At 36.5% G+C, this 24,237-nt stretch carries 28 protein-coding genes and 1 tRNA gene; 9 read left to right on the top strand and 20 right to left on the bottom strand.

What is annotated here, in order from left to right:
- Positions 1-123: 123 nt before the first annotated feature.
- The 3 genes from AACP56_RS15525 to tgt form a co-directional block, all read right to left on the bottom strand.
- The gene (locus AACP56_RS15525; protein WP_339337927.1) at positions 124-1,077 is read right to left on the bottom strand and encodes an acetyl-CoA carboxylase carboxyltransferase subunit alpha; all 954 of its coding nucleotides are present in this window, start codon (positions 1,075-1,077) and stop codon (positions 124-126) included.
- Positions 1,078-1,173: 96 nt separating this feature from the next.
- Positions 1,174-2,256 carry an LptF/LptG family permease gene (locus AACP56_RS15520; RefSeq protein WP_339337925.1) on the bottom strand — a complete coding sequence of 361 codons (1,083 nt, stop codon included), beginning with the start codon at positions 2,254-2,256 and terminating at the stop codon, positions 1,174-1,176.
- Positions 2,256-3,386 (bottom strand): tRNA guanosine(34) transglycosylase Tgt, encoded by a 1,131-nt coding sequence (gene tgt, locus AACP56_RS15515; protein WP_339337923.1) that lies wholly within the window; start codon positions 3,384-3,386, stop codon positions 2,256-2,258. Before tgt ends, AACP56_RS15520 begins: the two co-directional genes overlap by 1 nt.
- A gap of 165 nt (positions 3,387-3,551) precedes the next feature.
- On the opposite strand from tgt, the gene AACP56_RS15510 reads away from it, so the two are divergent.
- Genes AACP56_RS15510 through AACP56_RS15500 form a run of 3 tightly spaced genes read left to right on the top strand, consistent with a single transcriptional unit; the run spans position 3,552 to position 6,009 of the window.
- A complete protein-coding gene (locus AACP56_RS15510; RefSeq protein ID WP_339337921.1) occupies positions 3,552-4,397 on the top strand; it encodes a transketolase in 846 nt (281 codons plus the stop codon).
- A 16-nt stretch (positions 4,398-4,413) separates the two neighbouring features.
- Complete coding sequence (locus AACP56_RS15505) at positions 4,414-5,367, top strand: transketolase family protein (RefSeq protein WP_339337919.1); 954 nt, start codon at positions 4,414-4,416, stop codon at positions 5,365-5,367.
- Positions 5,368-5,421: 54 nt separating this feature from the next.
- Complete coding sequence (locus tag AACP56_RS15500) at positions 5,422-6,009, top strand: outer membrane beta-barrel protein (RefSeq protein WP_339337916.1); 588 nt, start codon at positions 5,422-5,424, stop codon at positions 6,007-6,009.
- Between the two features lie 50 nt (positions 6,010-6,059).
- Here AACP56_RS15500 and AACP56_RS15495 read toward each other — a convergent pair whose 3' ends face one another.
- Entirely contained in the window at positions 6,060-7,043 is a 984-nt protein-coding gene (locus tag AACP56_RS15495) for an FKBP-type peptidyl-prolyl cis-trans isomerase (protein ID WP_339337914.1), read from the bottom strand.
- A 78-nt stretch (positions 7,044-7,121) separates the two neighbouring features.
- Here AACP56_RS15495 and AACP56_RS15490 point away from each other — a divergent pair, with 78 nt between their 5' ends.
- Positions 7,122-7,493, top strand: coding sequence for an RNA-binding S4 domain-containing protein (locus AACP56_RS15490; protein ID WP_339337912.1), 372 nt, complete (start codon positions 7,122-7,124; stop codon positions 7,491-7,493).
- 37 nt (positions 7,494-7,530) lie between these two features.
- On the top strand, positions 7,531-8,028 hold the full coding sequence (locus tag AACP56_RS15485; protein WP_339337910.1) for a phosphoribosyltransferase family protein: 498 nt from the start codon (positions 7,531-7,533) through the stop codon (positions 8,026-8,028).
- On the opposite strand, the gene AACP56_RS15480 is transcribed toward AACP56_RS15485, so the two are convergent.
- Entirely contained in the window at positions 8,020-8,541 is a 522-nt protein-coding gene (locus AACP56_RS15480) for a shikimate kinase (protein ID WP_339337908.1), read from the bottom strand. The two genes, AACP56_RS15485 and AACP56_RS15480, sit on opposite strands and share 9 nt — an antisense overlap.
- A gap of 119 nt (positions 8,542-8,660) precedes the next feature.
- Between AACP56_RS15480 and AACP56_RS15475 the strand changes: the two genes are divergently transcribed.
- A tRNA-Lys gene (locus AACP56_RS15475) sits at positions 8,661-8,733 on the top strand.
- Between the two features lie 272 nt (positions 8,734-9,005).
- On the opposite strand, the gene AACP56_RS15470 is transcribed toward AACP56_RS15475, so the two are convergent.
- Positions 9,006-9,797, bottom strand: a complete 792-nt coding sequence (locus AACP56_RS15470) for a universal stress protein (protein ID WP_339337906.1) — start codon at positions 9,795-9,797, stop codon at positions 9,006-9,008.
- Positions 9,798-10,007: 210 nt separating this feature from the next.
- Here AACP56_RS15470 and AACP56_RS15465 point away from each other — a divergent pair, with 210 nt between their 5' ends.
- Both AACP56_RS15465 and cls read left to right on the top strand, forming a co-directional pair.
- Positions 10,008-10,730, top strand: a complete 723-nt coding sequence (locus AACP56_RS15465) for an energy transducer TonB (RefSeq protein ID WP_339337904.1) — start codon at positions 10,008-10,010, stop codon at positions 10,728-10,730.
- A gap of 42 nt (positions 10,731-10,772) precedes the next feature.
- On the top strand, positions 10,773-12,179 hold the full coding sequence (cls, locus tag AACP56_RS15460; protein ID WP_339337902.1) for a cardiolipin synthase: 1,407 nt from the start codon (positions 10,773-10,775) through the stop codon (positions 12,177-12,179).
- Here cls and AACP56_RS15455 read toward each other — a convergent pair.
- The 11 genes from AACP56_RS15455 to AACP56_RS15405 all read right to left on the bottom strand — a co-directional run bounded on the left by AACP56_RS15455 (position 12,174) and on the right by AACP56_RS15405 (position 21,076).
- Positions 12,174-13,184 (bottom strand): 2-hydroxyacid dehydrogenase, encoded by a 1,011-nt coding sequence (locus AACP56_RS15455; RefSeq protein WP_339337900.1) that lies wholly within the window; start codon positions 13,182-13,184, stop codon positions 12,174-12,176. The two genes, cls and AACP56_RS15455, sit on opposite strands and share 6 nt — an antisense overlap.
- The gene (locus AACP56_RS15450) at positions 13,162-13,818 is read right to left on the bottom strand and encodes a hypothetical protein (protein WP_339337898.1); all 657 of its coding nucleotides are present in this window, start codon (positions 13,816-13,818) and stop codon (positions 13,162-13,164) included. The genes AACP56_RS15455 and AACP56_RS15450 overlap by 23 nt, the downstream gene beginning before the upstream one ends.
- 11 nt (positions 13,819-13,829) lie before the next feature.
- Positions 13,830-14,273: a hypothetical protein gene (locus tag AACP56_RS15445; protein ID WP_339337896.1), complete on the bottom strand. Its 444-nt coding sequence runs from the start codon at positions 14,271-14,273 to the stop codon at positions 13,830-13,832.
- A 106-nt stretch (positions 14,274-14,379) separates the two neighbouring features.
- Entirely contained in the window at positions 14,380-14,799 is a 420-nt protein-coding gene (locus tag AACP56_RS15440) for a hypothetical protein (RefSeq protein WP_339337894.1), read from the bottom strand.
- 64 nt (positions 14,800-14,863) lie between these two features.
- A complete protein-coding gene (locus AACP56_RS15435) occupies positions 14,864-16,234 on the bottom strand; it encodes an MBL fold metallo-hydrolase (RefSeq protein ID WP_339337892.1) in 1,371 nt (456 codons plus the stop codon).
- Positions 16,235-16,237: 3 nt separating this feature from the next.
- The gene (locus AACP56_RS15430; protein WP_339337890.1) at positions 16,238-17,083 is read right to left on the bottom strand and encodes an ATP cone domain-containing protein; all 846 of its coding nucleotides are present in this window, start codon (positions 17,081-17,083) and stop codon (positions 16,238-16,240) included.
- A gap of 1 nt (position 17,084) precedes the next feature.
- Entirely contained in the window at positions 17,085-17,984 is a 900-nt protein-coding gene (locus AACP56_RS15425) for a mechanosensitive ion channel family protein (protein WP_339337888.1), read from the bottom strand.
- Positions 17,985-18,051: 67 nt separating this feature from the next.
- A complete protein-coding gene (locus tag AACP56_RS15420; RefSeq protein ID WP_339337886.1) occupies positions 18,052-18,465 on the bottom strand; it encodes a hypothetical protein in 414 nt (137 codons plus the stop codon).
- A 12-nt stretch (positions 18,466-18,477) separates the two neighbouring features.
- Positions 18,478-19,317: a universal stress protein gene (locus tag AACP56_RS15415; protein ID WP_339337884.1), complete on the bottom strand. Its 840-nt coding sequence runs from the start codon at positions 19,315-19,317 to the stop codon at positions 18,478-18,480.
- A 64-nt stretch (positions 19,318-19,381) separates the two neighbouring features.
- Positions 19,382-20,230, bottom strand: a complete 849-nt coding sequence (locus AACP56_RS15410; protein ID WP_339337882.1) for a universal stress protein — start codon at positions 20,228-20,230, stop codon at positions 19,382-19,384.
- 9 nt (positions 20,231-20,239) lie between these two features.
- Positions 20,240-21,076, bottom strand: a complete 837-nt coding sequence (locus AACP56_RS15405; protein WP_339337879.1) for a universal stress protein — start codon at positions 21,074-21,076, stop codon at positions 20,240-20,242.
- Positions 21,077-21,196: 120 nt separating this feature from the next.
- On the opposite strand from AACP56_RS15405, the gene trxA reads away from it, so the two are divergent.
- Positions 21,197-21,496 (top strand): thioredoxin, encoded by a 300-nt coding sequence (trxA, locus tag AACP56_RS15400; RefSeq protein WP_339337877.1) that lies wholly within the window; start codon positions 21,197-21,199, stop codon positions 21,494-21,496.
- Between the two features lie 11 nt (positions 21,497-21,507).
- Here trxA and AACP56_RS15395 read toward each other — a convergent pair whose 3' ends face one another.
- The 3 genes from AACP56_RS15395 to AACP56_RS15385 form a co-directional block, all read right to left on the bottom strand.
- The gene (locus AACP56_RS15395) at positions 21,508-22,011 is read right to left on the bottom strand and encodes a ClbS/DfsB family four-helix bundle protein (protein WP_339337875.1); all 504 of its coding nucleotides are present in this window, start codon (positions 22,009-22,011) and stop codon (positions 21,508-21,510) included.
- 31 nt (positions 22,012-22,042) lie between these two features.
- On the bottom strand, positions 22,043-22,882 hold the full coding sequence (locus AACP56_RS15390; RefSeq protein WP_339337873.1) for a universal stress protein: 840 nt from the start codon (positions 22,880-22,882) through the stop codon (positions 22,043-22,045).
- A 308-nt stretch (positions 22,883-23,190) separates the two neighbouring features.
- Positions 23,191-24,144, bottom strand: a complete 954-nt coding sequence (locus AACP56_RS15385) for an ROK family protein (RefSeq protein WP_339337871.1) — start codon at positions 24,142-24,144, stop codon at positions 23,191-23,193.
- Between the last annotated feature and the right edge of the window lie 93 nt (positions 24,145-24,237).

Below are 24,237 nucleotides of genomic sequence, written 5' to 3'. Positions count from 1 at the left end.
AATCTCCGATGTTCACAGGTGTTCAACAAAAGTAGTGTTGATAACTAAAAAAAACTGTTAATAACCATAAAGAAATCAAAAAAGGGTACAGTTATGGTTTGTGGAAAAACGAAAAAGTCAGGCTTAGCCGTTAAAGACTCCCATATCTGAGTATTTATCCATACGAGAAACAACCAATTCTTTTGGTGATAACTTTTTTAGCTCTTCATAATGGGATGCAATCTTATTCTTTACCGTTGTAAATGTTTTCTCTCGATTACTATGGGCACCACCTAAAGGTTCTCTTACTATTTCGTCAATTAGCTTTAATTTTTTCATGTCAGTGGCCGTTAATTTTAATGCTTCAGCAGCTTGTTCCTTATATTCCCAGCTTCTCCAAAGAATTGAAGAGCAAGATTCAGGGGAAATAACAGAATACCATGTATTCTCAAGCATTAAAACCTTATCACCAACACCAATGCCCAAAGCACCACCAGATGCCCCTTCTCCAATAATCACAACGATAATTGGGACTTTTAGGCGGGTCATTTCCAAAATATTTCTAGCTATTGCTTCACCTTGTCCTCTTTCTTCAGCCTCAATGCCTGGGTAAGCCCCAGGAGTATCAATAAAACAAACTACGGGTATATTAAATTTTTCAGCTGACTTCATTAGACGTAACGCCTTACGATATCCCTCGGGATTTGCCATACCAAAATTACGGTATTGCCGAGTTTTTGTATTGTAGCCTTTCTGTTGTCCGATGAACATATAACTCTGGTCGCCTATTTTTCCAAGACCACCTATCATCGCCTTATCATCTTTTACATTTCTGTCACCATGTAGTTCCAAGAAAGTATCTCCACAAATTGCATTTATATAGTCTAAGGTGTATGGCCTATCAGGATGTCTGGACAATTGTACTCTTTGCCAAGCAGTAAGGTTCTTGTAGATGTCCTTCCTTGTCTCTGCTAATTTCTTTTCAATCTGTTGACAGGTCTCGGTAACATCCACATCACTTTCCTCACCGATTACCATGCATTTTTGAAGTTGTTCTTCAAGTTCTTTAATGGGAAGTTCAAATTCCAAATACTCCATAAAAAATTAGTTGTTGTTGGTATAGTTGACAAATATAAAGCTTTCGTAAAAATTGATTGGCACTAAATAAATCAATAACAAAAAGAATGAAAATAATTATCGCTTAGCTTTTTGTAGGAGATATATTCCCACAATCCCAAAAATCAAATTCGGTAGTACGACTGCTAAGATAGGAGAGAAACCTGACTGTTCTGCCAATGTCCCAAATACTTTATCAAAGAATATATAAATAAAAGCCACCCCAATACCAAATGCAAGGTTGACGCCCATACCACCTCTACGTCTTACAGAAGAGACTGCAACAGCAATTATTGTTAATACAAAAGCGGCAATTGGCAGCGCCCATCGTTTATATTTTACTAAGACGTAAGAGTTAATGTTTGATGCCCCTTTCTTTCGTTGTTCCTCTATAAACTCATTAAGCTCAAAAAGATTTTTAGTATCGGCTACATAAGAGACCGGGGTTAAATCATCTATCTGAAAACTAAAAACGGTATCCAAACGTCGTTTTGTCTGCACAAGTTCTTTACCATCACGGATTTTACGTTTTACATATGATGTTAGTCTGTAAATACTGTCTTTTGGAACCCATCTAATATTTGATGCAGAAATTTTGTAATCCAAAATTTGATCCTCATTAAAATGCTCATAAGTGAAATTGTAACCTATCTGCCTATCCGGATCAAAACTGCTTACATAGATAAAGTCCTGGTCGTTTAACTGATTAAAAATATTGGTAGTTTGTTGAACCTGTTTCCCTTTTTTAAAGTATTTATATTCAAATTCGTTGTAGCCAATACTGGCATTCGGAACAATAAACATTCCCATGAAAAAAATTAGAATCGCAACTATACTCGCCCCTATCATATAAGGTCTTAAAAATCGCCAATACGAAACTCCAGAGCTAAGAATAGCAACTATCTCTGTGTTACTTGCCAATTTGGAAGTAAAAAAAATAATGGAAAGAAAAAGAAATATAGGTAGCAATAAATTACCAATCACCAAGGTGAAATTGCCATAGAAGACAATCACTTCCGAAAGAGGGGCTTCATTGTCGATTATCTTGCCCACTTTTTCAGCTAGATTGGCCATAATACCAATGGGGACAAACAATAATAGCATTCCTAAAAAGGTAATTAGATAACGCTTTAATATGTATTTATCCAGAATGGTGAGCATTACAGTCTTTTATCCATTTGTTTTACCATTTTGTTTTTCCATTCATAAAAAGTACCTTCAAAAATATGTTCTCTTGCTGTACGAACGAGCCAAAGATAAAAACCTAAATTATGAATTGTAGCAATCTGTTTTCCCAAGTATTCATTGGCTGCAAACAAATGTCTGAGATAAGCTTTGGAATATTCTGTATCCACAAAAGTAATACCCATTTCATCTATAGCTGAAAAATCGTTCTCCCATTTCTTGTTCTTAATATTAATAGTGCCATGGGCCGTAAATAACATTCCATTTCTGGCATTTCTAGTAGGCATTACACAATCGAACATATCTACTCCTAAAGCTATGTTCTCCAAAATATTAATAGGTGTTCCCACCCCCATTAAATACCGTGGTTTATCCTCTGGTAAAATATCACAAACAATTTCTGCCATCTCATACATTTCTGGTGCTGGTTCACCAACAGATAGCCCGCCAATTGCATTGCCTTCAGCTCCAATCGAGGCTATATATTCTGCAGATTGTTTGCGTAAATCTTTGTATGTTGAACCTTGGACTATGGGAAAGAATGTTTGTGCATGCCCATATTTAAATGGAAGTTTTTCCAAGTGTGCCAAACACCTATCCAGCCATCTGTGTGTCATATGCATAGAACGTTTAGCATAATCGTAATCACAAGGATATGGTGTACATTCATCAAACGCCATTATAATATCTGCTCCAATGGTACGCTGAATCTCCATAACACTTTCTGGTGAGAAAAAGTGACTGGAACCATCTATATGAGATTTGAATTTTACTCCTTCTTCCTTTATTTTTCTGTTTCCAGATAAAGAATAAACTTGATAACCTCCACTATCAGTTAGAATATTTCTGTCCCAACCCATGAATTTATGTAATCCACCTGCCTGTTCCAAGATTTCTAATCCTGGCCTTAAATAAAGATGATAGGTATTGCCTAGAATTACATCTGGGTCGATTTCTTCCCTAAGTTCCCTTTGGTGAACTCCCTTTACAGAAGCTACGGTGCCAACAGGCATAAAAATTGGGGTTTTAATCTTCCCCATGTCCGTTGTCAACTCCCCTGCTCTAGCTTTGCTGTTAGGGTCTTTATGTAATAAATCAAACTTCAAGAAACCTATTTTAATTGGCAAATATAGGCATCTGCCCTACAGTAAATACTTAACAAAAAAATAAAGTTCCATACTGTTCATATCCTTTCTAAAAATAATACAACTTCCCTCTTGTATTACAGCTGAGATGCCCTTACTTTTGAAAGCATATTTAAACAATTGACCATGGCAAATTTGGAAGAATTACAAGACCTTGTAATTCAGGTAAGACGAGACATTTTACGGATGGTACATAAAGTGAATTCAGGACACCCTGGAGGATCATTGGGGTGTACTGAATTTTTTGTAGCACTCTACAATGAAATTATGGAGTTAAAAGATGGTTTTGATATGGATGGGGAAGATGAAGATCTCTTTTTTCTCTCCAACGGGCATATCTCACCTGTTTTTTACAGTGTATTGGCAAGAAGAGGCTATTTTAAGGTTGACGAGCTCAATACATTTAGATTAATCAATTCCCGATTGCAAGGGCATCCAACCACCCATGAAGGGTTGCCAGGGGTGCGTATTGCTTCAGGTTCTCTAGGTCAAGGAATGTCCGTGGCAATTGGTGCCGCACTAGCTAAAAAATTGAACGGTGATGGTAAACTTGTCTATAGTCTACATGGTGATGGAGAACTTCAAGAAGGGCAGAACTGGGAAGCCATAATGTATGCGGCCGGAAATAAAGTGGATAACTACGTCGCCACTATAGACTTAAATGGGCAACAGATAGATGGTTCTACTGATGATGTTTTACCATTGGGTGATGTCGCTGAAAAATTTAAAGTCTTTGGTTGGGATGTTTTAGAAATTGAGAATGGGAACGATTTAGAGCAAGTTATAGCTGGTCTAAAAGAAGCTAAATCCAGAACTGGAAAAGGAAAGCCAGTTTGTATTGTAATGACTACTATAATGGGCAATGGCGTAGATTTTATGATGCATACCCATGCGTGGCATGGAAAAGCTCCCAATGATGAGCAACTTGAAAACGCATTGGCCCAAAATCCTGAAACCTTAGGGGATTATTAATTTTTAAACCAACGAGATGACAAAATATACAGATCAAGGAAAACAGGATACAAGAAGTGGCTATGGAGCAGGAATGACAGAATTGGGTAGAACCAATCCAAATGTTGTTGCTCTTTGTGCAGATTTAGTAGGGTCTTTAAAAATTCAAACTTTTATTGATGAAAATCCTGAACGTTTTTTTCAAGTTGGGATTGCTGAAGCAAATATGATGGGTATTGCAGCCGGTTTGACTATTGGTGGTAAAATTCCATTCACAGGTACTTTTGCGAATTTTTCCACTGGTCGTGTTTATGACCAGATACGTCAATCCATAGCATATTCTGACAAAAACGTGAAAATTTGCGCTTCGCATGCAGGGATAACACTTGGCGAAGATGGGGCAACACATCAAATTTTAGAAGATATTGGTTTAATGAAAATGCTACCTGGGATGACTGTTATCAATCCGTGTGATTTCAATCAGACCAAAGCAGCAACTTTAGCTATTGCTGAGCATCATGGACCTGTATATTTACGTTTTGGAAGGCCTAAGGTTGCCAACTTTACACCTGTTGACCAAAAATTTGAAATTGGGAAAGCATTAATCCTCAGTGAAGGGGCTGATGTAACCATAGTCGCTACTGGACATTTGGTATGGGAATCTTTAATGGCAGCTGAAACATTAGAAAATCAAGGTATATCTGCCGAAGTAATAAACATTCATACAATTAAGCCATTGGACGAGGAAGCGATTATTAAATCCGTTAAAAAAACAGGATGTATTGTTTCAGCCGAAGAACACAATTATTTAGGTGGTTTAGGAGAAAGTGTGGCTAGGACGCTTGCCAAACATCACCCAACTCCACAAGAGTTTGTAGCTACCCAAGATACTTTTGGAGAAAGTGGAACCCCAGAACAGTTAATGGAGAAATATGGCTTGAACAATAAAGCCATTGAAGCAGCCGTTTTAAAAGTGTTGAAAAGAAAATAATTTTTTGGTATCGTATTTGATACTTCTTTTCGCATAATTAAAAAACGGAACAAAATGAAAAAAACACTTATGATTATGGTAGTTGCTCTTTTTAGTGCAACTGCATTCGCACAGAGCGGTTCAGGATTTGGAATTAAAGCTGGACTTAACTACAACGGTAATGGGGATTATTTTAATTCAGCTGAACAAGCTTTTGAAAACCCAGACAGAAATGCTGGATTCCATGTTGGCTTCTATGGAAAAATCGGAAATCGTATTTATTTAAGGCCAGAATTAGTATATACAAGTACTAAATCCGGTTATGATGAAGGTGATCTTAAAATCCAGAAGCTAGATGTACCGGTTTTATTGGGTGCAAAAGTAATTGGACCTCTTCATGTATTTGCTGGACCATCCTTTCAATATATTTTAGATACCAAATTTGATGGTATTACTTTTGACGATATTGAGAATGATTTCTCTGTTGGTCTTAATATAGGAGCTGGGGTAAACTTAGGTAAGTTTGGAGTGGATTTACGTTACGAACGTGGGTTTAGTGAAAATGAAGTCAATTTCATCAATGCCAATATAATCAACTTAAATGGGGATAGGGTAGATACTAGACCTGACCAACTGATTTTAAGTTTTTCGCTTAAGATTTAAGTAAAAGCATTACAAAAAGAAAAGCCTCGGTATTAATCGAGGCTTTTCTATTAATTATCACTTGGTGTTCGTTGAACATCTTTATTAAGATAATCTGGCACATTTCCTGTACTTGGATAAGGGAAAATTATATTACCATTTTCATCAGAAATCTCATCTCTAGTTGACACGCCATCATCATCATCATCTAAATCTAAAAAGTTTACTACAGCTTGAAAACCTGCAGCACGTTCCTCGGCTTCATCAGTATTATCATCATAAAGAAAGCCATTTCCGTTTAAATCCTCTTGGATTGAGGGGATACCGTCTCCATCGTGATCTGTCGTATTTATAGTAAATAAATCTATTTCGAAAATAAGTGGGCTATATTGTGGAATGCCTCCAGTAATATTATTAAACCCACCGAGACCAGAAGGGAGAATCATCATCCCAATTCCATAATCTTCAACTGAAAATGTGCCATCAGGATTTACTATTGGATTTCCTCCTTGTTTGAAGTTCACCATTGCCTCTGAAAATCCCCGAAACCCTTGTAAAGGTGCTTGAATCCTTGATAAATCAAACCAAACTGCACTGTTCACCGAACCATCAAAAGAAATTCCATTTAAAAGTTTTCCTTCATAGCGCACAAAAACTGAATCGGCGACTGTAGGATTAGGTTTATCTGTGATTCCTGTTCTAGCATTTAAATAATAATATTGATGTGGTATATCTTCTTCTCCATCACTTAAGGCAAACTCATTTGCAGATATGTTTATTATAGCAGAGTCTACTTGTTGTATTAATGGGATTTTATTAGCATTATCTCCAGCAATCGTATCTACTTTAATCTTAAAATCAAAGTCGGCTGGAGGGCTTTGGAATTCCTCGTAATTATAGAAATGTGTCTTTAAAAAAGCTATTATCTCAGCCCTATCCTCGGGTTCAACCTCACTTAATAAACGCGGAGGAACAGATTCAAAATTATTTTCATCATCATTCCCACAGGACACAAATAAAAGTGCAATACTTAAGACACTTAGAATTCTTTTCATTCTCAATTTTTTATAAAAGCGCAAGATACAATTTTCGGTTATTTTTGCACTTTACCTTAACAAAGATTAGCATTAACTATGCGTATTGATAAGTTTTTATGGAGCGTTCGCTATTTTAAGACCCGTAATATCGCCACAACTGCTTGCAAAAAAGGGCATGTCAAGATTAACGGTCAGGCAGTAAAGCCCTCAAGGGAAGTCTACCCCATGGACAAGGTAATGGTTCGTAAAAACCAAATTGACTACCAACTAGAAATTTTGGATATACCTGAAAGCCGAGTTGGGGCAAAATTAGTTAACATATACCGTAAAGATGTTACTCCAAAAGAAGCATTTGAGCACAATGAACTACTAAAATTTGCAAAAGACCATTATAGAAAAAAAGGAACTGGACGACCAACAAAAAAAGATAGACGAAATATCGATGATTATTTGGATGAGTCTGAATAGTTGTATTCTTTATCTTTGATAGCAGAAACTTAGCTAGATGGAAAATAAAATTCTTTCCCACGAACAAATTCAACATAAGATAAAAAGGATTGCCTATCAAATTTATGAAGCAAACGTTGAAGAAACTGAAATAATTATTGCTGGTATAGATGGTGGTGGCCTAAGTTTTGCCAAAAAGATAAGTTCAGTATTAGAAAAAATCACAGATGCCAATATAATACTTTGTAAAGTGCATATGGACAAACAAAACCCTTTAGAAAGCGGTGTGACTACTTCCCTTAAAGAAGGTTCCTATAAAGACAGATCTATTGTTTTGGTAGATGATGTTTTAAATTCCGGTACTACTTTGATTTATGGGGTACACCATTTTTTAAAAACACCTTTAAAGCAACTTAAGACCGCAGTTTTAGTGAACAGGAACCATAAAAAATATCCTGTGAAAGCAGATTATAAAGGGATTTCCTTATCTACATCTTTGAATGAACATATAAAGGTTGTTTTTAAACCAAAAAACGACTTAGTTTATTTAGACTAAAAATTCTCTTATTTTACCACTAATTTCTTCTACTGACTTGTTATCACACTCTATTGTATGTTTAGCCATAGCATAGAACATACTTCTCTCAAATAAATGTTTACCAATGAATTCCGGTAAATCCTTATCATCTAATTGAGTAACTAAAGGGCGCTGTTCTTTTTCTTTTCTAATTCTTTCCAGCAATGAAGGAATACTCAATTTTAAATAAAACGTATTCTTGGTTTGGACATCAATATCCTTCATATTGTTTCCGTAGCATGGCGTTCCCCCACCTGTAGCTATAACCAAACCTTTATTTTCAACAAGTAGTTCATTCAAGACTTTGGTTTCTATCTTTCTAAAGAAAAGTTCGCCTTTCGTTTCAAATATTTCTGGAATAGTAAGCCCAACTTTAGTAGAAATGGCATCATCTAAATCCATAAATTCTATATCCAGTTCTTCAGCCAAATATTTACCGATTGTAGACTTTCCACTAGCCATATATCCCACTAAAACAATCTTTGTATCCACTATTTGAGGTTTGAATGAAAAAAAAACAAATTTATTATTAATTCAGGTTGAAAAATGAAATTATTGATATTATATTTGCAGCCGCTTTAGGCAAGAGTAAAAAGCCAGTAAGCACATTTGACCTGATAGCTCAGTTGGTAGAGCATCTCCCTTTTAAGGAGAGGGTCCTGGGTTCGAGCCCCAGTCAGGTCACTTTTAAGAGTCCATAATCATTCAAAAAGTCTGTAAATCGTTGATTTACAGACTTTTTTGTTTTTCCTAATTTCATTTGATATCAAATAATACCGTTTTCCGCGGTGCGCAATTCGGTGCGCACTTTTCGAATTCAATAAAGTGCGCACCGCGAGGATGTTAAAATTTCTTATTATCAGGTTCTTACAAAGAAAATTTAACATTTTAAAATTCAGAAAAATCACAATTTTGGAAACAAATTCTTTCTCTGTTTTATGCTACACCTATTAAAATTAATCCAAGGTCAAAATCGGCACTTCAGAATGCAAGGTCAGTAATTTGGTTAGGCGACCTTCTGAGGGATTGGTTTTCATTGCATGGTTTCTAGGCAAAATTGTCAATAAGTCAATTTTCTTCTCCTTGATAAATGATAGAATTCCCTTTTCTATGTCTTGTTCTTTAGAGAAGCTATGCTCAGCGTAAAAATGTTCCAGATAATATTCTAAAGTTTTCTCGTTTTTTTCAACTATTGCTTTTTCAGTGAGAATAGACTCTTTATATATCGTAAGAACATGCACCTTGGAGTTGTAAGACCTTGAGATTTCTAAAAGCATATCCAATACTTGTGGATCTTCGATTTCTTCCTTTCCCAGTACCAAAGCAATTTCCTTAGGCGTATTGATAAGACAATTATAGGGAACGCCCATAACGGGGCAATTAGCTTCCAACACTAGTCTGGAAGTATTTGTGTTGGCTTCTTCCGTATTCTTATCCCCCATGGTACCCATGAGTATCAAATCAATGTTTTGCTTTATTTGGGCTTTGAGTACGGTTTCAATTAAAGGTCCCGATACCGTTATGATTTTTGGACTTTTGACCGTTTTTCGCTTTAATCTCAACAATAATTTTGCAAAATCCTCCCTGGTCTCTTTCTCTTTTGAACCTGAAATTGGCGCGACCGTTACTTGAAGGGCAATAATTTCGATAGGGCGTTCAAATCCAACAAATTTCATGCAATAATCCAAAGCATGAACTGCTGACTCTGAAAAATCGAAGGGCAGTAAAATCTTTTTTATGTTGCTCATACCTGATTTTTTAACAGTTTATTACTTCTTTACAGTCAAAAGTAGCTTTGTAAGCATTAAAAGAATATGACAGAAATCAGGTTTTAAATCTCTACACATCTTTTTTAAGCTAAGGGCAAGGCTCTTTCCAATTTTTCTGTCCGCTACTGACAAATGTCATAGTATCTATATTGCTAGGGAACTATCTTAAAGGCACTAAATCCCTTAGTCATGAAACCAAAAAAGAACCCTAAAGCTGATTTAAACCGTAATAGTGGGCTCTACTTTGTCATAGGACTTACGATGGTGCTCTTTACTGTTTGGAGACTCTTGGAATTGAAAAGTTATGATACTATCAATGAAATAGCGATAGCTTATACCATAGAACCTGATTTAAAGGAGGAAGTTCCCATTACGGAAAATATAACTGCAACCCCTCCACAAGCCCCACCATCTGCTCCAGCAATAATTGAAATTGTGGAAGATGCACAAGAAGTGGAAGAAACCATCATTCAAAGTACAGAAATGAACCAAGAAACCGAAGTGGCTGCAGCGATAATTTCAGTTGATGAAGTTCACGTTGAGGAGGTAGAGGAAGAGATTACAGTGCCTTTTTCCGTTATTGAGGAGGTACCTATTTTCCCGGGGTGCGAACAACTAAGTAAAGAAGAAAAACGAATCTGCTTTCAACAAAAAATACAAGAGCATGTAAAAAATAACTTCAAATACCCACCGATGGCCCTTGAAATGGGAATTCAAGGAAGAGTATATGTCCAGTTTGTAATTAATGCACAAGGGCATATTAGCCATATTAGAACAAGAGGGCCAGACCATCTATTGGAAAAAGAGGCTGAACGTATTATTGCGTGTCTACCCCGTATGACACCAGGGATGCAACGTGGAAACCCCGTTAAAGTGCCCTATAGCATTCCTGTCACTTTTAAATTGATGTAAGCTTAAAATCCATGGGGTATTGTTCCATTTAAAGTTGGCCGCGTGTTACTAACTATTGTTATTTTATTCTATATTATTATTGCGATTTCAATAGTGATAAGTGTATTGTTATATGGGGTAAAACCTTCAAAAACATTGGCTTGGCTATTGGCTATATTCACAATTCCCGTAGGGGGTATCTTATTATATCTATTGGTGGGGAGAAACCGAAGAAAAAATAAGCTGCTAAAGCTGAAAAAACAAGCCCTTTTTAAATTCCCCAAGCCCGATGTCCCCCATCTGGTAGCATTAAAAGGCGAGCATCAAAAATTGATAGGGCTTATCCATAAAAATTCAAACTTCCCTTTAACAGCGACAAATTCACTTCAACTATTAAAAAATGGCAAAGTCACCTTTGAGTCCATATTTGAAGTTTTGGAAAATGCCACCACCCAGATACACTTGCAGTACTATATTTTTGAGGAAGGAGAACTTGCCGATAGGCTATTGCGATTATTTGCACAAAAAAAGAAGGAAGGTGTCCAAATACGAATGATATATGATAGTATCGGCAGTTTTTCTTTAAGCAAATCATATTTAAAAAAATTACAGGCAATCGGGGTTGAAGTACACCCCTTTTTGCCCTTTAAGTTTGGGCGATTTCTTTCTTCGTTGAACTATAGGAACCATCGTAAAATCATTGTAGTTGACAATAAGATTGCCTTTACAGGGGGCATCAACATTTCAGATAAGTATTTGAAAGGTGATCCCAATTTGGGCAATTGGCATGACATGCATCTCAAAATAGTTGGGGAAGCAGCCCAACATTTGAATCATATCTTTGCCATGGATTGGTATTTGGTAAGCCAAAAATCCATTGTGCCATTTTTAAACCCTGAACACAACATCCAAAAAGAGGAAGAAAAATCGGTTCAAATCGTATCAGGAGGGCCAGATGACGATTTCCCTGCCCTTAAACAAGCCTATTTAGCCATTATATATAGGGCAAAAAAATACCTTTACATTACCAATCCCTATGTCATTCCAGGTCCAGCCGTGCTACAGGCTTTGCAGACAGCCGCTTTAAGTGGGGTAGATGTGCGCATGCTAATTTCTGAGAATACTGACAGTAAAATTGTGGGTTGGAGTGTACGTTCCTATTTTGAATCATTTTTAAAGTCGGGCATTAAGATCTATCTCTTTCCAGATGGTTTTTTACACAGCAAGATTATTGTAAGTGATGATGCCATTGCAACTATAGGTACAGCCAATTTGGATGACAGGAGTTTTGAACAGAACTACGAAGTTAATGCCATTGTCTATGACGAATCTTTTGCCAATCTACTAAAAGAAGATTTTTTAAAAGACGTAAACGTAAGTACTATGCTTTCCTATCAAGAATATCTAGATAGGTCTTGGAGTGAAAAGTTGAAAGAGGGCTTCGGTAGAGTTTTTAGTCCCTTGTTATGAGTGCGCTTTTTCAAGGACTAATTCGTTTTTACAAGTTTTTCCTGCCGCCCAACTATCGATATTCACAAATGTAATTTTAGCAATACGCTCTAAAGCCTCTTTGGTCATAAAGGCTTGATGCGGTGTAAGCAACACATTTGAAAAGGATAATAGTTTTTTCAATTGTTCATCCTTAATTCCTTCTTTGGAATTGTCCTTAAAGAAAATACCTTTTTCCCGTTCGTACACATCGGTACAATAGCCCCCGATTTGTCCGTTTTCCAATACCGTTATTAAGGATTTGGTTTCTACAATGGACCCTCTCGCCGTATTGATCAGTACAACACCTTGTTTCATTAATGAAAACTTTTCTTTATTAATTAAATGGTAGTTGTCATGGGTCAAGGGAATATGAAGACTTATAATGTCAGCCTTTTTACAAACCTCTTCCAAAGAAGTGTAGTTGACACCATACCGCTCATTCAACCCATAGTTGGGATTCAAATCATTTGCAAAGATTTTGCAGCCAAAACCATGCATGATCTTGACCATAACGCTTCCAATTCTTCCCGTACCGATAATGCCAATGGTCTTGTTATACAAATTGAACCCCATTAAGTCACCCTGTAGAAAGTTAAGGTTGTTCACCTGTTTATTGGCCAAAATAAGTTTTCGATTTAATCCCAATAGTAGTGCTACAGCATGTTCTGCAATAGCATGAGGGGAATAATCCGGAGCGTTTGCAACTTTAAAACCAAGCATTTTTGCGATTTTAAGGTTGATATTGTTATGACCGGATGAACGTAAGGTAATAAAGCGCACGCCCAATTCCCATAATATTTCGAGGACTATAGACGAGGCATCATCTCCTGAAAATATGCTTATCGCTTTGTATCCCGCTGCATGAATGGCAGTATTACTATCCAGGGCTTCCTTAAGATAAGTGACTTTATGGCCATTCTGGTTCGCCTGTTTTAAAAAAGGTATTTCAAAATCTTTTGCACTATAAACCAGTAATTTCATCATCTGATTCTTTTCTAAAAATTAAATCCTGTTCTTCCATTGCGATTACCACAAGTTTTATATAATCCTTTACTGATTTATCTATATCCTTTGGATCTGTAATGTCGATACTGCCACGCCAAATCATGGCTCTTTCCTTCCCTTCACATATACAATACAGTGTAGTTTGCGCATGGTATACTTTGAACGTATCGTAGTAGTCCTCATCATAATAAATATCTTGATATTCCATATAGTCGTCATTGAAACGCCTTTGATGATTATCCCACTGTGAGATTGTTTTTACAAAACTTTGCCTGTCTTCGGAACCTACGATTTTGGTAAAGAGAATAGCATCGAAACCTTTATCCAGAAGACTTTGTTCGACATCGTCCAGTTCTTCTTCCGTTCTTTTGGAATCTGTGAATTCCACATCAAATACATCTAGACTACGCATAGCATCAACTCCCCTTTTATCAAATTCCTTTTGCAAATTCCTTTCAAAATTGGCACGTGCTTCTTCATTCTGTGTCATCCCCACTATCAATACTTGATTTGCATCAAAAAGTACGATATCTGGGTTCTTCCAATTTTCTACCAAGCTTACCGAAGAGCAGCCCGTTAAGGTTATAAGCAATAACAACAATAATTTTTTCATCGTAGTGGATTTTAGTTGAGTAATCTTTTTTGCTTTTCTTTTTTGATAATGTTGGAAATTATTTTAAAAAGCTTTTCTTTAAGACTTCTATACTTGCCACTGTAATCATCCATAGCCGTCAGAAGTTCTCTATGTGTTTCGATATAAGCTTTTTCCATTTCTAATTGGTCTGTATCATCTATCATAACCTCCAATTGATTTTGGTGCAATTGGATTTTTGCTATTAGGGGTTTTATCTTTTTTTCTGCTGTAAGAATATCGTCTATTACTTCCTTATTTGTTTGGTAAACGTTTGAATCTACCAACTGTGAAGTATAGGATTTTACAAGATTGTTTAGAAAAAGCTGTTCATCAATAATAAATTTTAGCTCTGAAACCAACTCTTTGGAATTTTCGTGCATTTCCGTAGCACTCAACCATTCAGCATAGCGATATTTTTTCGATTTGATTTTCATGGGTACTGCTTGTTTTATACATCAGAATCATACCGAAATTACTTGAAGTACTAAGAATTAGAAATGACAATTGTCAGTTATGTAAAATAACAGTAGTTACTTTTTGCTAGGGTTTTCTTTTTTTAAGAACTCCCCCCGCATAATTGAAAATCTCAGCTTTTAATTGTTGAAAATCTTTGTGGCATTGGTCCACTTCTTTTTGCAATTCATCATGTTTTTGATAATACCCAAAATCACATGATACATTCGTACACTCCAACATGCCCGCTAGATTATTCTCATGCCTTGATATGTGATTTTGCACTTCTTTTTTGATTTCATCCCGCTTCTTAAGTTGTTCTTTAAAGCCCTGAATCCGTTCAAAGAGATTTGGTGTATTAGGTTCAAAAACATAGGAGTCCAAGAGTTTATGAATGAAGATGAGCTCATCGGCAATAAACTTAAAATTGGACTTCCATTGCTGGATTTCCCAATGTAGTGCCTCTACTTTCTTTTCCTGTTTTTTATTGATTTTAGCTTCTTCCATTTTACAATTCTTATGGGTTAAAACTAGAATCAATAAAAAAAGTATCCTATGATTTCCGTCATATCTACAGGATAAATTCTTGAATATCATTCAATTTTGGGATATGTACATACCATCCATATACATCCTGTATTTTTAGCCTGAATACCTCTAAACTTGTATGTTCTCCATGAATTAGAAATACTCTTTCTGGAATGTTTTTAATAGTGTTCATCCAATCCAGAAGTTCTTTTTGGTCGGCATGTGCAGATAGACTCTCCAAATGCCTTACAGTTGCCTTAATGGGATAGTACTTCCCAAAAAGCTTGAGCTCATCGGCACCTTCTAAAAGTAGTCTCCCACGTGTACCTTCCGCTTGGTAACCAACCAACAAAATGGAAGTTGATGGTAAATCTATCAACTGTTTTAAATAGGTTAAGACCCTGCCACCAGTTACCATCCCACTACCAGCAATCACTATTTTAGGTCTGGGATCATCAATGGTTTTCCAAGTATCCCTGTAGGAACTTATAATTTCAAAATGGTTGCACATCGCCTGATATTCCCGCATAGATAGTTTATGCCATTGAGGGAATTGCTCGAAAACGGACAGTACATTATTGCCCATGGGACTATCAATGAAAATGGGAATGTTCGGAATTTTGTTTTTCCGGTACAATTTCCAAAGTGTAAACATTAAAGACTGTAGACGTTCTACTGCAAATGAGGGAATAATAAGATTGCCCCGCTCATTTATGGTTTTATGTGCGAGTTCAACCAAAATCCCCTCTATATCTTCTTTCGGATGCAATTTGTTACCATAAGTACTTTCTACAAAGAGGTAGTCCGCCCATTTAGGTTGTGTTGGTGGTTCTAGTAGGGTATCTTCTACTCTACCTACATCTCCGGAGAAGACAAAGACTTTTCCAAAGATTTCCAATTCAATAAAAGTAGCCCCGATGATATGTCCGTTGTACTTGAATTTAAAACGGATATGTTCAGTAAGTTGAATCCATTCGGCTTTATTTCCGGGTTTAAAAAAATCAATGGCCTTCTTAGCTTCTTCTACGGTATAAAAAGGCAAGGCAGGTTGATGCTTGCTATAGCCTTCCAAATTTGCGTGTGCTGCTTCCTCTTCGTGTATTTTAGCACTATCCATAAGAATAATCCGGGTAATTGCCAGGGTAGGGGGAGTTCCTATAATATCCCCTTTAAATCCTTCTTTTACCAATCTGGGAAGGTAGCCGGTATGATCTAAATGCCCATGGGTCAACAACACCACATCAATCTTTGATGCATCAATGGGCAATGGTTCCCAGTTCTTTTCGCGTAATTCTTTAAGTCCCTGGAACATCCCACAATCTACCATAATATTTAGCTCGGGGGTCTCAAGATAAAATTTTGAGCCTGTAACTGTCCCTGAGGCGCCAAGAAAATGGATTTTAGCAGTATTCATAATTTATTGACGACAAAGTCCTTCAATTTCATTCACGATTTTTTCTTTACGGGCATGGGAGATTCCTAAATGGTCCAAGAAAAACTTATCTTTCAAGAGTTGACGGCAAAGCACTACATCCCTGCTCAACAAAAACTGTTTTTCCCTATTGCTCAAAATCGTTGAAACCGTAATTGGGTAAAGTCCCAATCTGTCTATTCTATCTTTAAGGCCGTCTTCAAATGGATAGTCCCAACTCAAAAGATACAGTCCTGCGCATTTGCCATATTGAATGGCATCATGGGTAAAACGGGTATTTGTAACCACCCAACCCAAATCCAAGGTTTTGGTTTCCTTTTTCTTAAGTGCCCAATATGTTTTTACATCATTATAGCGTGAATGGATATATAAAGGAATCTTTACATTACAGTTTCGGCCTTCTTCGCCGTGAAATTTACATTCAATGACAGTGACACTTCCATTCTTTTCAGCCATCACATCAATTTCATGACTCACACAATGGCCATGCATTATCGAATTTGTACGAACAAGGTATCCAGAATATTGGAGAAGGGCGGAAATAAATTTCTCAAATGGAAATCCTGTTGGCCCAAGCTCGTAAATAGCTTTTTTTAACTTATATTTTGAGGCAAAGACCGACTTTTTCTTTTTTAACAGTGCAAAGGCCCTGTTATAAATTTCATTGGTGGAGATGCCATCATAAAGCTCATACCATACTTTCTTAACTATCCGCTCTACCAAGTCAGGATCCGCCCCACTATGTTTAAGGGAATTACGGAGCTTTTCCAATGAAAATTTTGCTTTCTCACCAGAGGACTTTATAATTTCAATATCATGGTCTTCTATCATACTATTTTTGTAGTTGTACCTGAACTTCTGGTATTTTTAATAATTGCAGTGTTTGGGAAGCCAATGTTACCTTTCCATTAGTCCGTAAGATCACTTGTTGTATTTCTTCGAACAATCGGTGCTTTGTACCACGCCTTAACTTATAATCAGTTATATAACGAAGATTTATGGCTATCCAATTATCGGTTAAGCTAATCGCAAGTGTTGGTTCTAATTTGGCATTTTCCACATAATAGCGTTCTACCATTTCTTTCCACTTTGTCAATGAGTTTTTAGTGTACTGCGATAATTGCTCCGTTGCAGTCTCTAAAACTAATTGCTTGGCAAGCTCCACATCCGAACCATAAGTGACTAGAATATTCAGTTCATCCCACACAAAAGGAAAATCCATGGAATAATTTTTAATGGGGCCCTTAAATACAAAAGCATTACTAATCTTAACAATTCGGCCAGAATAATTGTCACTTTCAACCCATTCGCCCATTTCCATGATTGTAGTATAAATGCTATCAATATCGATAACATCTCCTTTTATACCATTAATTTCTATACGGTCTCCAGGCTTATAGACCCTAACAAAGAAGATATAAAAAGATCCTGCAATGCTTAAAATTAATTCCTGTAACGTAAATGTAATTCCTGCAGTAAACAGCCCTATGATAATGGTATAATCCTTAATACTATCTACCGTAAAAGCCATTAATACTAAAAGTGCGATAAGTATATAACCAATAATCTCTACCCCTTTCTGTGCTTTATACCTAATTGTTGCGTCGTCAATTCTTTTTTTAAGGACTTTACGAACAAAAGCGATGGAAAATATAACTATGGACAACCATAAAGCAAGTTTTACAAGCTTTATAACCAAGGGGTTTTCAATAAAGTCAGAAAATGCGTCCATTAAGGTGTATTGCTATCAGAAAATAAATTTTATTTGATGGAGACGCTCGCCTTATCTTATGGGCTCGCTAATTCTTTGCGCTATAATAATTCCGGACCAAAGCCTTGATCTGGTTTTCCGTCATGCTATCGGCTTTAACAACGGTTTTTAACTTTTTTGCCAAGTCCTTATGGTTTTGAACTAGTTCTTTTCTAAACTTTTCATTAGTATTCGCGGGTCCAAAAAGTGCTATCGCATCGGCATCACTTATAGCATCGGTCAGCTTATTGAAATATATCTTTAATTGATGTTTTTCCCTTTCAAGATACTTACTGTCCTGAACTACATCTTGAGGGCCCCATTTTGCCGTTCGGGTTCGTGAACCACCGCTTGGATTAAAAAATTCCAACTCCGAAAAAATAGTTTTCATTTTCTCTCCTTCTTCAGTTAGTTGAACAATATGGGCTTTCTCTTTGTCCATCCAAATCCCTATTTTTTTCATATCGATAAATTTTTAGTGTAGTGCCAAAATTGGTATCGTTGCATCGTAGCCAATTTCCTTGACCAAAGGTTTAGAGAATACACTCCCAAAAAAGAAATGTTTTCTATTGATAAATGCAATCATATCGCTACCCCTGCTTTCAACAAAAGAGGTAATTCCTTCAGCCACATCATTGTCTTTAAGCGTATGGAAGCTATGGTCCATATTCCCTAAAATTGCATCTAAAAGTTGCTTGTTATCCTGTTGTGCCGACTTGAGTTCTTTATTTTTTGAAACATGCAGCACACGAACGGATGCTCCGTGCATTTTTGCAATTTCAATTAAGTACTTTAGCTCTTTTCGTTTAAAATTGTCTTTAAAATCAGTCGGGAAAACTAGCTCTTGGAGCGGGGAAAACCTAAAACCTTCAGGCACGGCCAGTATAGGACATTCACGTATCCTTTCCATGGCAAGTACCGTATTGCTACCAAAAATGACACCTTTAGCACCTGTTGCCCCTTGGGTACCCATCACTACCATGTCTATATCTTTTTTAGCAATTATTTTTTTAATGGCCTCAGATAGGAAATCGAATTCTGAAATGGTATGATAACTATGTCTACTATTATCGTGGTGCAATTTTAAAATCTCCAACAATCTTTCCAACCCTTTTTCAGATTCCGCTTTCGTTGCTTCATATTCGCTACTTCCTGGTTCTGGTATGAACAAATTTCTTGTCGTGTAGCTCTCTGGATTGAATACATTCAAAAAATAAAACTCGCAGTTTTGTTTTTCATAAAGATCGACTGCATAACGTATGGCATTTAAAGCATTTTTTGAGAAATCGGTAGGTATCAATATTCTTTTGTCCATGACATTCTTTTCTGGTTACTATGTTAAATTTAAAGGGCATTTTTAAGATGGGATATGACAATTATCAGTCGTTGTCGGGCAAAATTAAAAACGGTGTGTCCACACGCATATTTAACTCTTTAATAACTGGTTGTCTAGCCAAACGTCCTAAAAAACTTCGCCTATGGTGGACCATGGCAAACATATCAATGTCCAAATTTTGTAAAAAAGTGTCTATAACCTGTGCTTTATAGGGAAAGTCCGTGGTCCAATGATAACTGTGATCTATATTTTTTAAACACAATTCCAAAAGCTTTTTATGGGACCGTTGTTCTGCGCTCAGCGATTTTTCTTCAACGATGTGCATTATGCGCACAGCTGCTCCTGAAAGTGAGGCCACAAATAATAAAGGGGCTATAATTTCTTTAGTACACCCTTTTTTAAAGTCAGTTACAAACGCTATTTCTTTTATAGCTTTATAATCCGCCTGCTTCGGTACTGCCAAGATGGGACATTTGTTTATGGCTTTCGCCACATTGATCGTATTACTTCCAAGAAAAATTTCTTTGGCACCGGTTTCCCCTTTACTCCCCATGACCAGAAGATCTATTTTGTGTTCAGCTATGACTTCCTTTATTACTTCTACCAATTCGCCTTCTTTCGATAAAATTTGAAAATGGTGTGCTGGCTTATCAAGATCCAAAACAATTTTATGTAATGTACTTGCAAGTTTTTCTTTTGACTCGGTCGCAATCCCCTCTAATCCTTTTTTTCCTAAAAGCGCTTTTGATATTTTACCTTTAAGTGGGGTATGTTCATCAAAAACATTTAGGATATAAATAGTGCAGGTTTGTTCAGATAATAATTTTGTAACATAGAACAGTGCGGCATAAGCATCGTTTGAAAAATCTGTGGCAACTACTATATTTTTCATTTTTTTATATTATAAGTGGGGAATGACCATAAAAGGCAAGGTGATATGAAACCCAATTTTTTTAATTACGGGCTCTATAAAAAGACGCTCAAAAAACGTGTGCTTGTTCTGTACCATTACCAATAGGTTTATATTTTCTTGTGTGTGAAAAGTATTAATGGCATGTATAACATCATCACTTGGTAAATCATGAAAAAGTGCAGTACTCCCCAATAATTTTTTCAGAGATTGCTGATGCTCCTTTTGATTTTTGGTTAGCTCGTACCCCGTAGAAACGTGCATCACATTTATTCGTGACCTGTGCTGCTCAGCAATTTCCAATAAGGGCTCAAACTTTCCTTTTGGATATTCAATTTCATAATCCGTAGGAAACAGGATTTCCTTTGGTGCCTCGTATTCATAATTAGGTGGTACTGCAATAACAGGTCGCATCACCCTTTTGATGACATGTACCGTGTTGGTTCCCAATAGAATCTCTCTAGCCCCTGTGGCACCTTTAGTACCCATGACCACATAATCAATACTTTCATTTTCTACCGTATCCAGTACTTCATTCAAAAAAGAATTAAAAGCAGTGTGAATCAAAAACTTATGTTTTGGATTTTTAAACTGTTCTTCCAATGATCTTTGGAGTTCAATTAATTTGGTTTGTGAATTTTCCAGATATTCATCACCGAGACCAAAATCGGATGGATGCAGCAATAAATATTCTACCTCGTACACTGGTGGATTGTAGGTATGAAAAAGGTAAAAGGTACATTCCATATTCTCAAAAACCCTTAAAGCATATGTTATAGCCTTAAAAGCGTTATCAGAAAAATCCGTAGGAAGCAAAATACGTTTCATTATAATTCCTTTAAAATTTATTGCGTAAAGCTAAAGGAGGCTATCTTTAGAAACCATGATTTTGGTCAGTTGCTAAAAAGAAGGATTTTAGTAATTTTTCACAACACAAATCGATAAACAATGAAAGATAGCTTTACTAACATAATTGGTTCCAAAACGCCAGTTTTAGTAGACTTTTACGCTGATTGGTGCGGTCCTTGCAAAATGTTGGGACCAATTTTGAAACAAGTAAAGGATGAGATGGGCGATGCCATAAAAATTGTAAAAATCAATGTGGACAAAAACCAACCGCTCGCCAATAAATATCAAGTACGTGGCGTACCTACCATGCTACTTTTTAAAAAAGGGAAACAACTATGGAGGCAATCTGGGGTATTGCAAAAGAACGATATCGTCCAAATAATAAAATCTCATTCCTAATCCCTAATGGACTATTTTTCTTTTGACACTTTACTTATAAGTTTATAGGCCCAATCATAGTGACTTGAAGTTGCCGAAATAAGGTATGCGCCTAATGAGGTAGAACCTGTCCATTTGTATTTCTTTTTTTCAAACAGTTCTTGGTCCGAATGTTTTTTAATTAGCTTTTGAATGGAATGATACGAAGCGTCCAACATTTTTCTTACTTCAGAATAATGGGCGTCCTTATACTTTTTTTGAATAGAAATATTTAGTTCGGGTACGGTTTTCCAAGTATAACCTTTGGCAGGCATATCTGGTCTTATCCCCTTCATTCCTAAGGTGTACCAGTCCAATACCATCAGGTGCCAATGGTGCAGATGGGCAAGAACATCGGTACTATTTCGGTTTAGATAGCCTTCAGGGAATTCTTTTTTAAGTTTTGTTGTTGCAAAAGATTCAACAAGCCCCGTGAGCTTCGCATAGTTAGCTTGGTTTAAAGCTAAGAGTTCATTTTTAGTCTTGGGTCTTGGCATGCTAAAGAAAATATATATTTATGTCAAGAATTTACTCGTGCAGTACCAAAAAAGGGATTTTAATGTGGTAGCTAATTTTCTCCACTCTTGGCTTGAAGAGAATGCGTTGTAAAAAATTCAGGTTTTTAGCAACCATAACTATGATGTCTATATCCCTACTCTCCGTAAAACATTGCACGGCTGTCTCCAATCGCTTCCCAGTAACTATATGAAAGCTGTGCTCTATTCCACGAAAATATTCCCCTAAAAATTCCTGGTTCTTTCTTTGTTCGTTTGTAAGTTCCTCTCCTACCTTGGAAAGGTATAAAAACCGAATTGTTGACTTGTTCATCAATACAAAGCCTTTGATACCTTCCAACACTCTGGCATCATAATTTAAATTGTAATCTGTGGGGAAAGCTATCTCTTTTGGCCTCCTATATTCAGCATTTTCAGGAACTGCCAATACGGGACATTTTACTTTTGTCATAACACTACCGGTAGTACTACCTATAGATACAGATTTTAAACCGCTTGCGCCTTTTGTTCCCATGATAATTAAATCGATGTTTTTTTTACTTACCTCGCTTTTTATCCTGTCCGTAACAAAGTCATAATTTGCCTGTGTATGAAAAGTATGCTTTATATTAAGTGGTAGCCTTTCTATTTTTTTTCGCAGTCTTTTAAAATTTTCTTCGCTTCCTTTTAAAAATATCTTCTCTAATTCTTCTGAAGACATATGCATTTCTACATCACCATCGGAGTATTTAGTAATCGGATGGACATGAAGTATGTAGAATATGCACTTATCCTTTTTTAGCACTTGAGTGGCATACTCTATCGCATTCCATGCGTTGTCCGAAAAATCTGTGGGAATCAAAATATTTTCCATCACGGCTAATAGTATTTACGATATCTTAAAAGTAACTCGCCTACTATTAGTTACCAATGACAAATGTCATTTTACTGGCCAATTCAAGATTCCTATTTCGGAAAAGTCCAAAGAAATATGCAAACAATAGAAAAATACGAAACCACAAATGAATGGATTTAAGATCTTGAATTCTACGTGGACGATTTATTTTCATAAAAAGGTAGTTTCAAAATACAAAAATGGAAGCCGATACCATTGCAGATGATACTCTGGAGATTGGGAAAGAAGAAAAAATCAAGGAAGAACGATATTGTTTGATATCGTACTTATATCTGCATCCATGCCAATGCAGCTGGTCCAAGAACAGCGTCTTCACTAGTGGTTTCAGAAAGCAGAACCTTAGTTTTACCTTTATATGTGGTAAAAAGAGAATTTTGCAAACTGGTTTTTATTGGATTAAGAAGAATATCTCCAGCTTTACTTAATCCGCCAGATAAGATAAAAGCCTCCGGGTCAATGTGAGCTACGGTATCAGCCATTTTCTTTCCTAATATCTCTCCAGTTTTCTCAAATGCCTTCAAAGCAATTATGTCACCCTTTAGTGCAGCTTTGGAAATATGCTCCCCCGTTAGCCCCTCAAAACTATAGGCACGCATTATCGAATCTTCACTTCTATCTGCCAATAATTCAAAAACTGTTCTTCTTATTCCAGTCACTGAGGCATAGGTTTCCAGGCAACCTTGTAATCCACAATTGCACATACGACCATTTGGATCAACACTGACATGACCAATTTCTCCAGCAGCACCATGTTCGCCGATTAACAGTTTTCCTTGAATGATTATTCCACTTCCCAATCCTGTTCCCAAAGTAAGGACTACAAAATTTTTCATCCCCTTTGCACGCCCAAACATCATTTCGCCCAAAGCTGCGGCATTGGCGTCATTGGCAATAGTAACCTCTAGGTTAAAACAATCTTTTAAAGTTTTAGCTAAAGGAGTGGTTTTTTTCCATTTTAAGTTAGGTGGGTTTTCAATATTACCTGTAATGGGGTTGGCATTGGGGGCTCCCACACCTATTCGCATAATTTTGATTTTGGAATCCAAATTGGCCATTAAACCATTTACCTCTTTTTTCAAAAGTTCCATGAAAGATGAGAAAGGTAAATGGGCTTGGGTTGGAAAAACTTTTTTGCCAAAAATTTCACCTTCTCTCGAGACCAATCCTATTTTAGTAAGACTACCACCAATATCTATTCCCAATACGAGCTCTATTGCCATATTTTCCCATATTTAACAACTGTACAAAACAATACAACATTCTTCTCATTTTTACTGACGAAAATCATTTTGAGGTTAAGGCGATTAATATAG

Source organism: Croceitalea sp. MTPC6, from assembly GCF_036985525.1.
In the GTDB taxonomy this organism is placed as follows: Bacteria; Bacteroidota; Bacteroidia; order Flavobacteriales; family Flavobacteriaceae; genus Croceitalea.
This window is presented reverse-complemented; position numbering and strand designations above follow the sequence as displayed.

Coding starts and splice junctions, on each gene's coding strand:
- AACP56_RS15470 (WP_339337906.1), bottom strand. CDS start 9,797: ATGAGCAACATAAAAAAGATTTTACTGCCCTTCGATTTTTCAGAGTCA.
- AACP56_RS15450 (WP_339337898.1), bottom strand. CDS start 13,818: ATGAAAAAATTATTGTTGTTATTGCTTATAACCTTAACGGGCTGCTCT.
- trxA (WP_339337877.1), top strand. CDS start 21,197: ATGAAAGATAGCTTTACTAACATAATTGGTTCCAAAACGCCAGTTTTA.
- AACP56_RS15385 (WP_339337871.1), bottom strand. CDS start 24,144: ATGGCAATAGAGCTCGTATTGGGAATAGATATTGGTGGTAGTCTTACT.
- AACP56_RS15395 (WP_339337875.1), bottom strand. CDS start 22,011: ATGCCAAGACCCAAGACTAAAAATGAACTCTTAGCTTTAAACCAAGCT.
- AACP56_RS15390 (WP_339337873.1), bottom strand. CDS start 22,882: ATGGAAAATATTTTGATTCCCACAGATTTTTCGGACAACGCATGGAAT.
- AACP56_RS15520 (WP_339337925.1), bottom strand. CDS start 2,256: ATGCTCACCATTCTGGATAAATACATATTAAAGCGTTATCTAATTACC.
- AACP56_RS15490 (WP_339337912.1), top strand. CDS start 7,122: ATGCGTATTGATAAGTTTTTATGGAGCGTTCGCTATTTTAAGACCCGT.
- AACP56_RS15510 (WP_339337921.1), top strand. CDS start 3,552: ATGGCAAATTTGGAAGAATTACAAGACCTTGTAATTCAGGTAAGACGA.
- AACP56_RS15500 (WP_339337916.1), top strand. CDS start 5,422: ATGAAAAAAACACTTATGATTATGGTAGTTGCTCTTTTTAGTGCAACT.
- AACP56_RS15430 (WP_339337890.1), bottom strand. CDS start 17,083: ATGATAGAAGACCATGATATTGAAATTATAAAGTCCTCTGGTGAGAAA.
- AACP56_RS15435 (WP_339337892.1), bottom strand. CDS start 16,234: ATGAATACTGCTAAAATCCATTTTCTTGGCGCCTCAGGGACAGTTACA.
- AACP56_RS15485 (WP_339337910.1), top strand. CDS start 7,531: ATGGAAAATAAAATTCTTTCCCACGAACAAATTCAACATAAGATAAAA.
- AACP56_RS15505 (WP_339337919.1), top strand. CDS start 4,414: ATGACAAAATATACAGATCAAGGAAAACAGGATACAAGAAGTGGCTAT.
- AACP56_RS15495 (WP_339337914.1), bottom strand. CDS start 7,043: ATGAAAAGAATTCTAAGTGTCTTAAGTATTGCACTTTTATTTGTGTCC.
- AACP56_RS15525 (WP_339337927.1), bottom strand. CDS start 1,077: ATGGAGTATTTGGAATTTGAACTTCCCATTAAAGAACTTGAAGAACAA.
- AACP56_RS15445 (WP_339337896.1), bottom strand. CDS start 14,273: ATGAAAATCAAATCGAAAAAATATCGCTATGCTGAATGGTTGAGTGCT.
- AACP56_RS15440 (WP_339337894.1), bottom strand. CDS start 14,799: ATGGAAGAAGCTAAAATCAATAAAAAACAGGAAAAGAAAGTAGAGGCA.
- AACP56_RS15405 (WP_339337879.1), bottom strand. CDS start 21,076: ATGAAACGTATTTTGCTTCCTACGGATTTTTCTGATAACGCTTTTAAG.
- AACP56_RS15425 (WP_339337888.1), bottom strand. CDS start 17,984: ATGGACGCATTTTCTGACTTTATTGAAAACCCCTTGGTTATAAAGCTT.
- AACP56_RS15455 (WP_339337900.1), bottom strand. CDS start 13,184: ATGATGAAATTACTGGTTTATAGTGCAAAAGATTTTGAAATACCTTTT.
- AACP56_RS15410 (WP_339337882.1), bottom strand. CDS start 20,230: ATGAAAAATATAGTAGTTGCCACAGATTTTTCAAACGATGCTTATGCC.
- AACP56_RS15465 (WP_339337904.1), top strand. CDS start 10,008: ATGAAACCAAAAAAGAACCCTAAAGCTGATTTAAACCGTAATAGTGGG.
- AACP56_RS15415 (WP_339337884.1), bottom strand. CDS start 19,317: ATGGACAAAAGAATATTGATACCTACCGATTTCTCAAAAAATGCTTTA.
- AACP56_RS15420 (WP_339337886.1), bottom strand. CDS start 18,465: ATGAAAAAAATAGGGATTTGGATGGACAAAGAGAAAGCCCATATTGTT.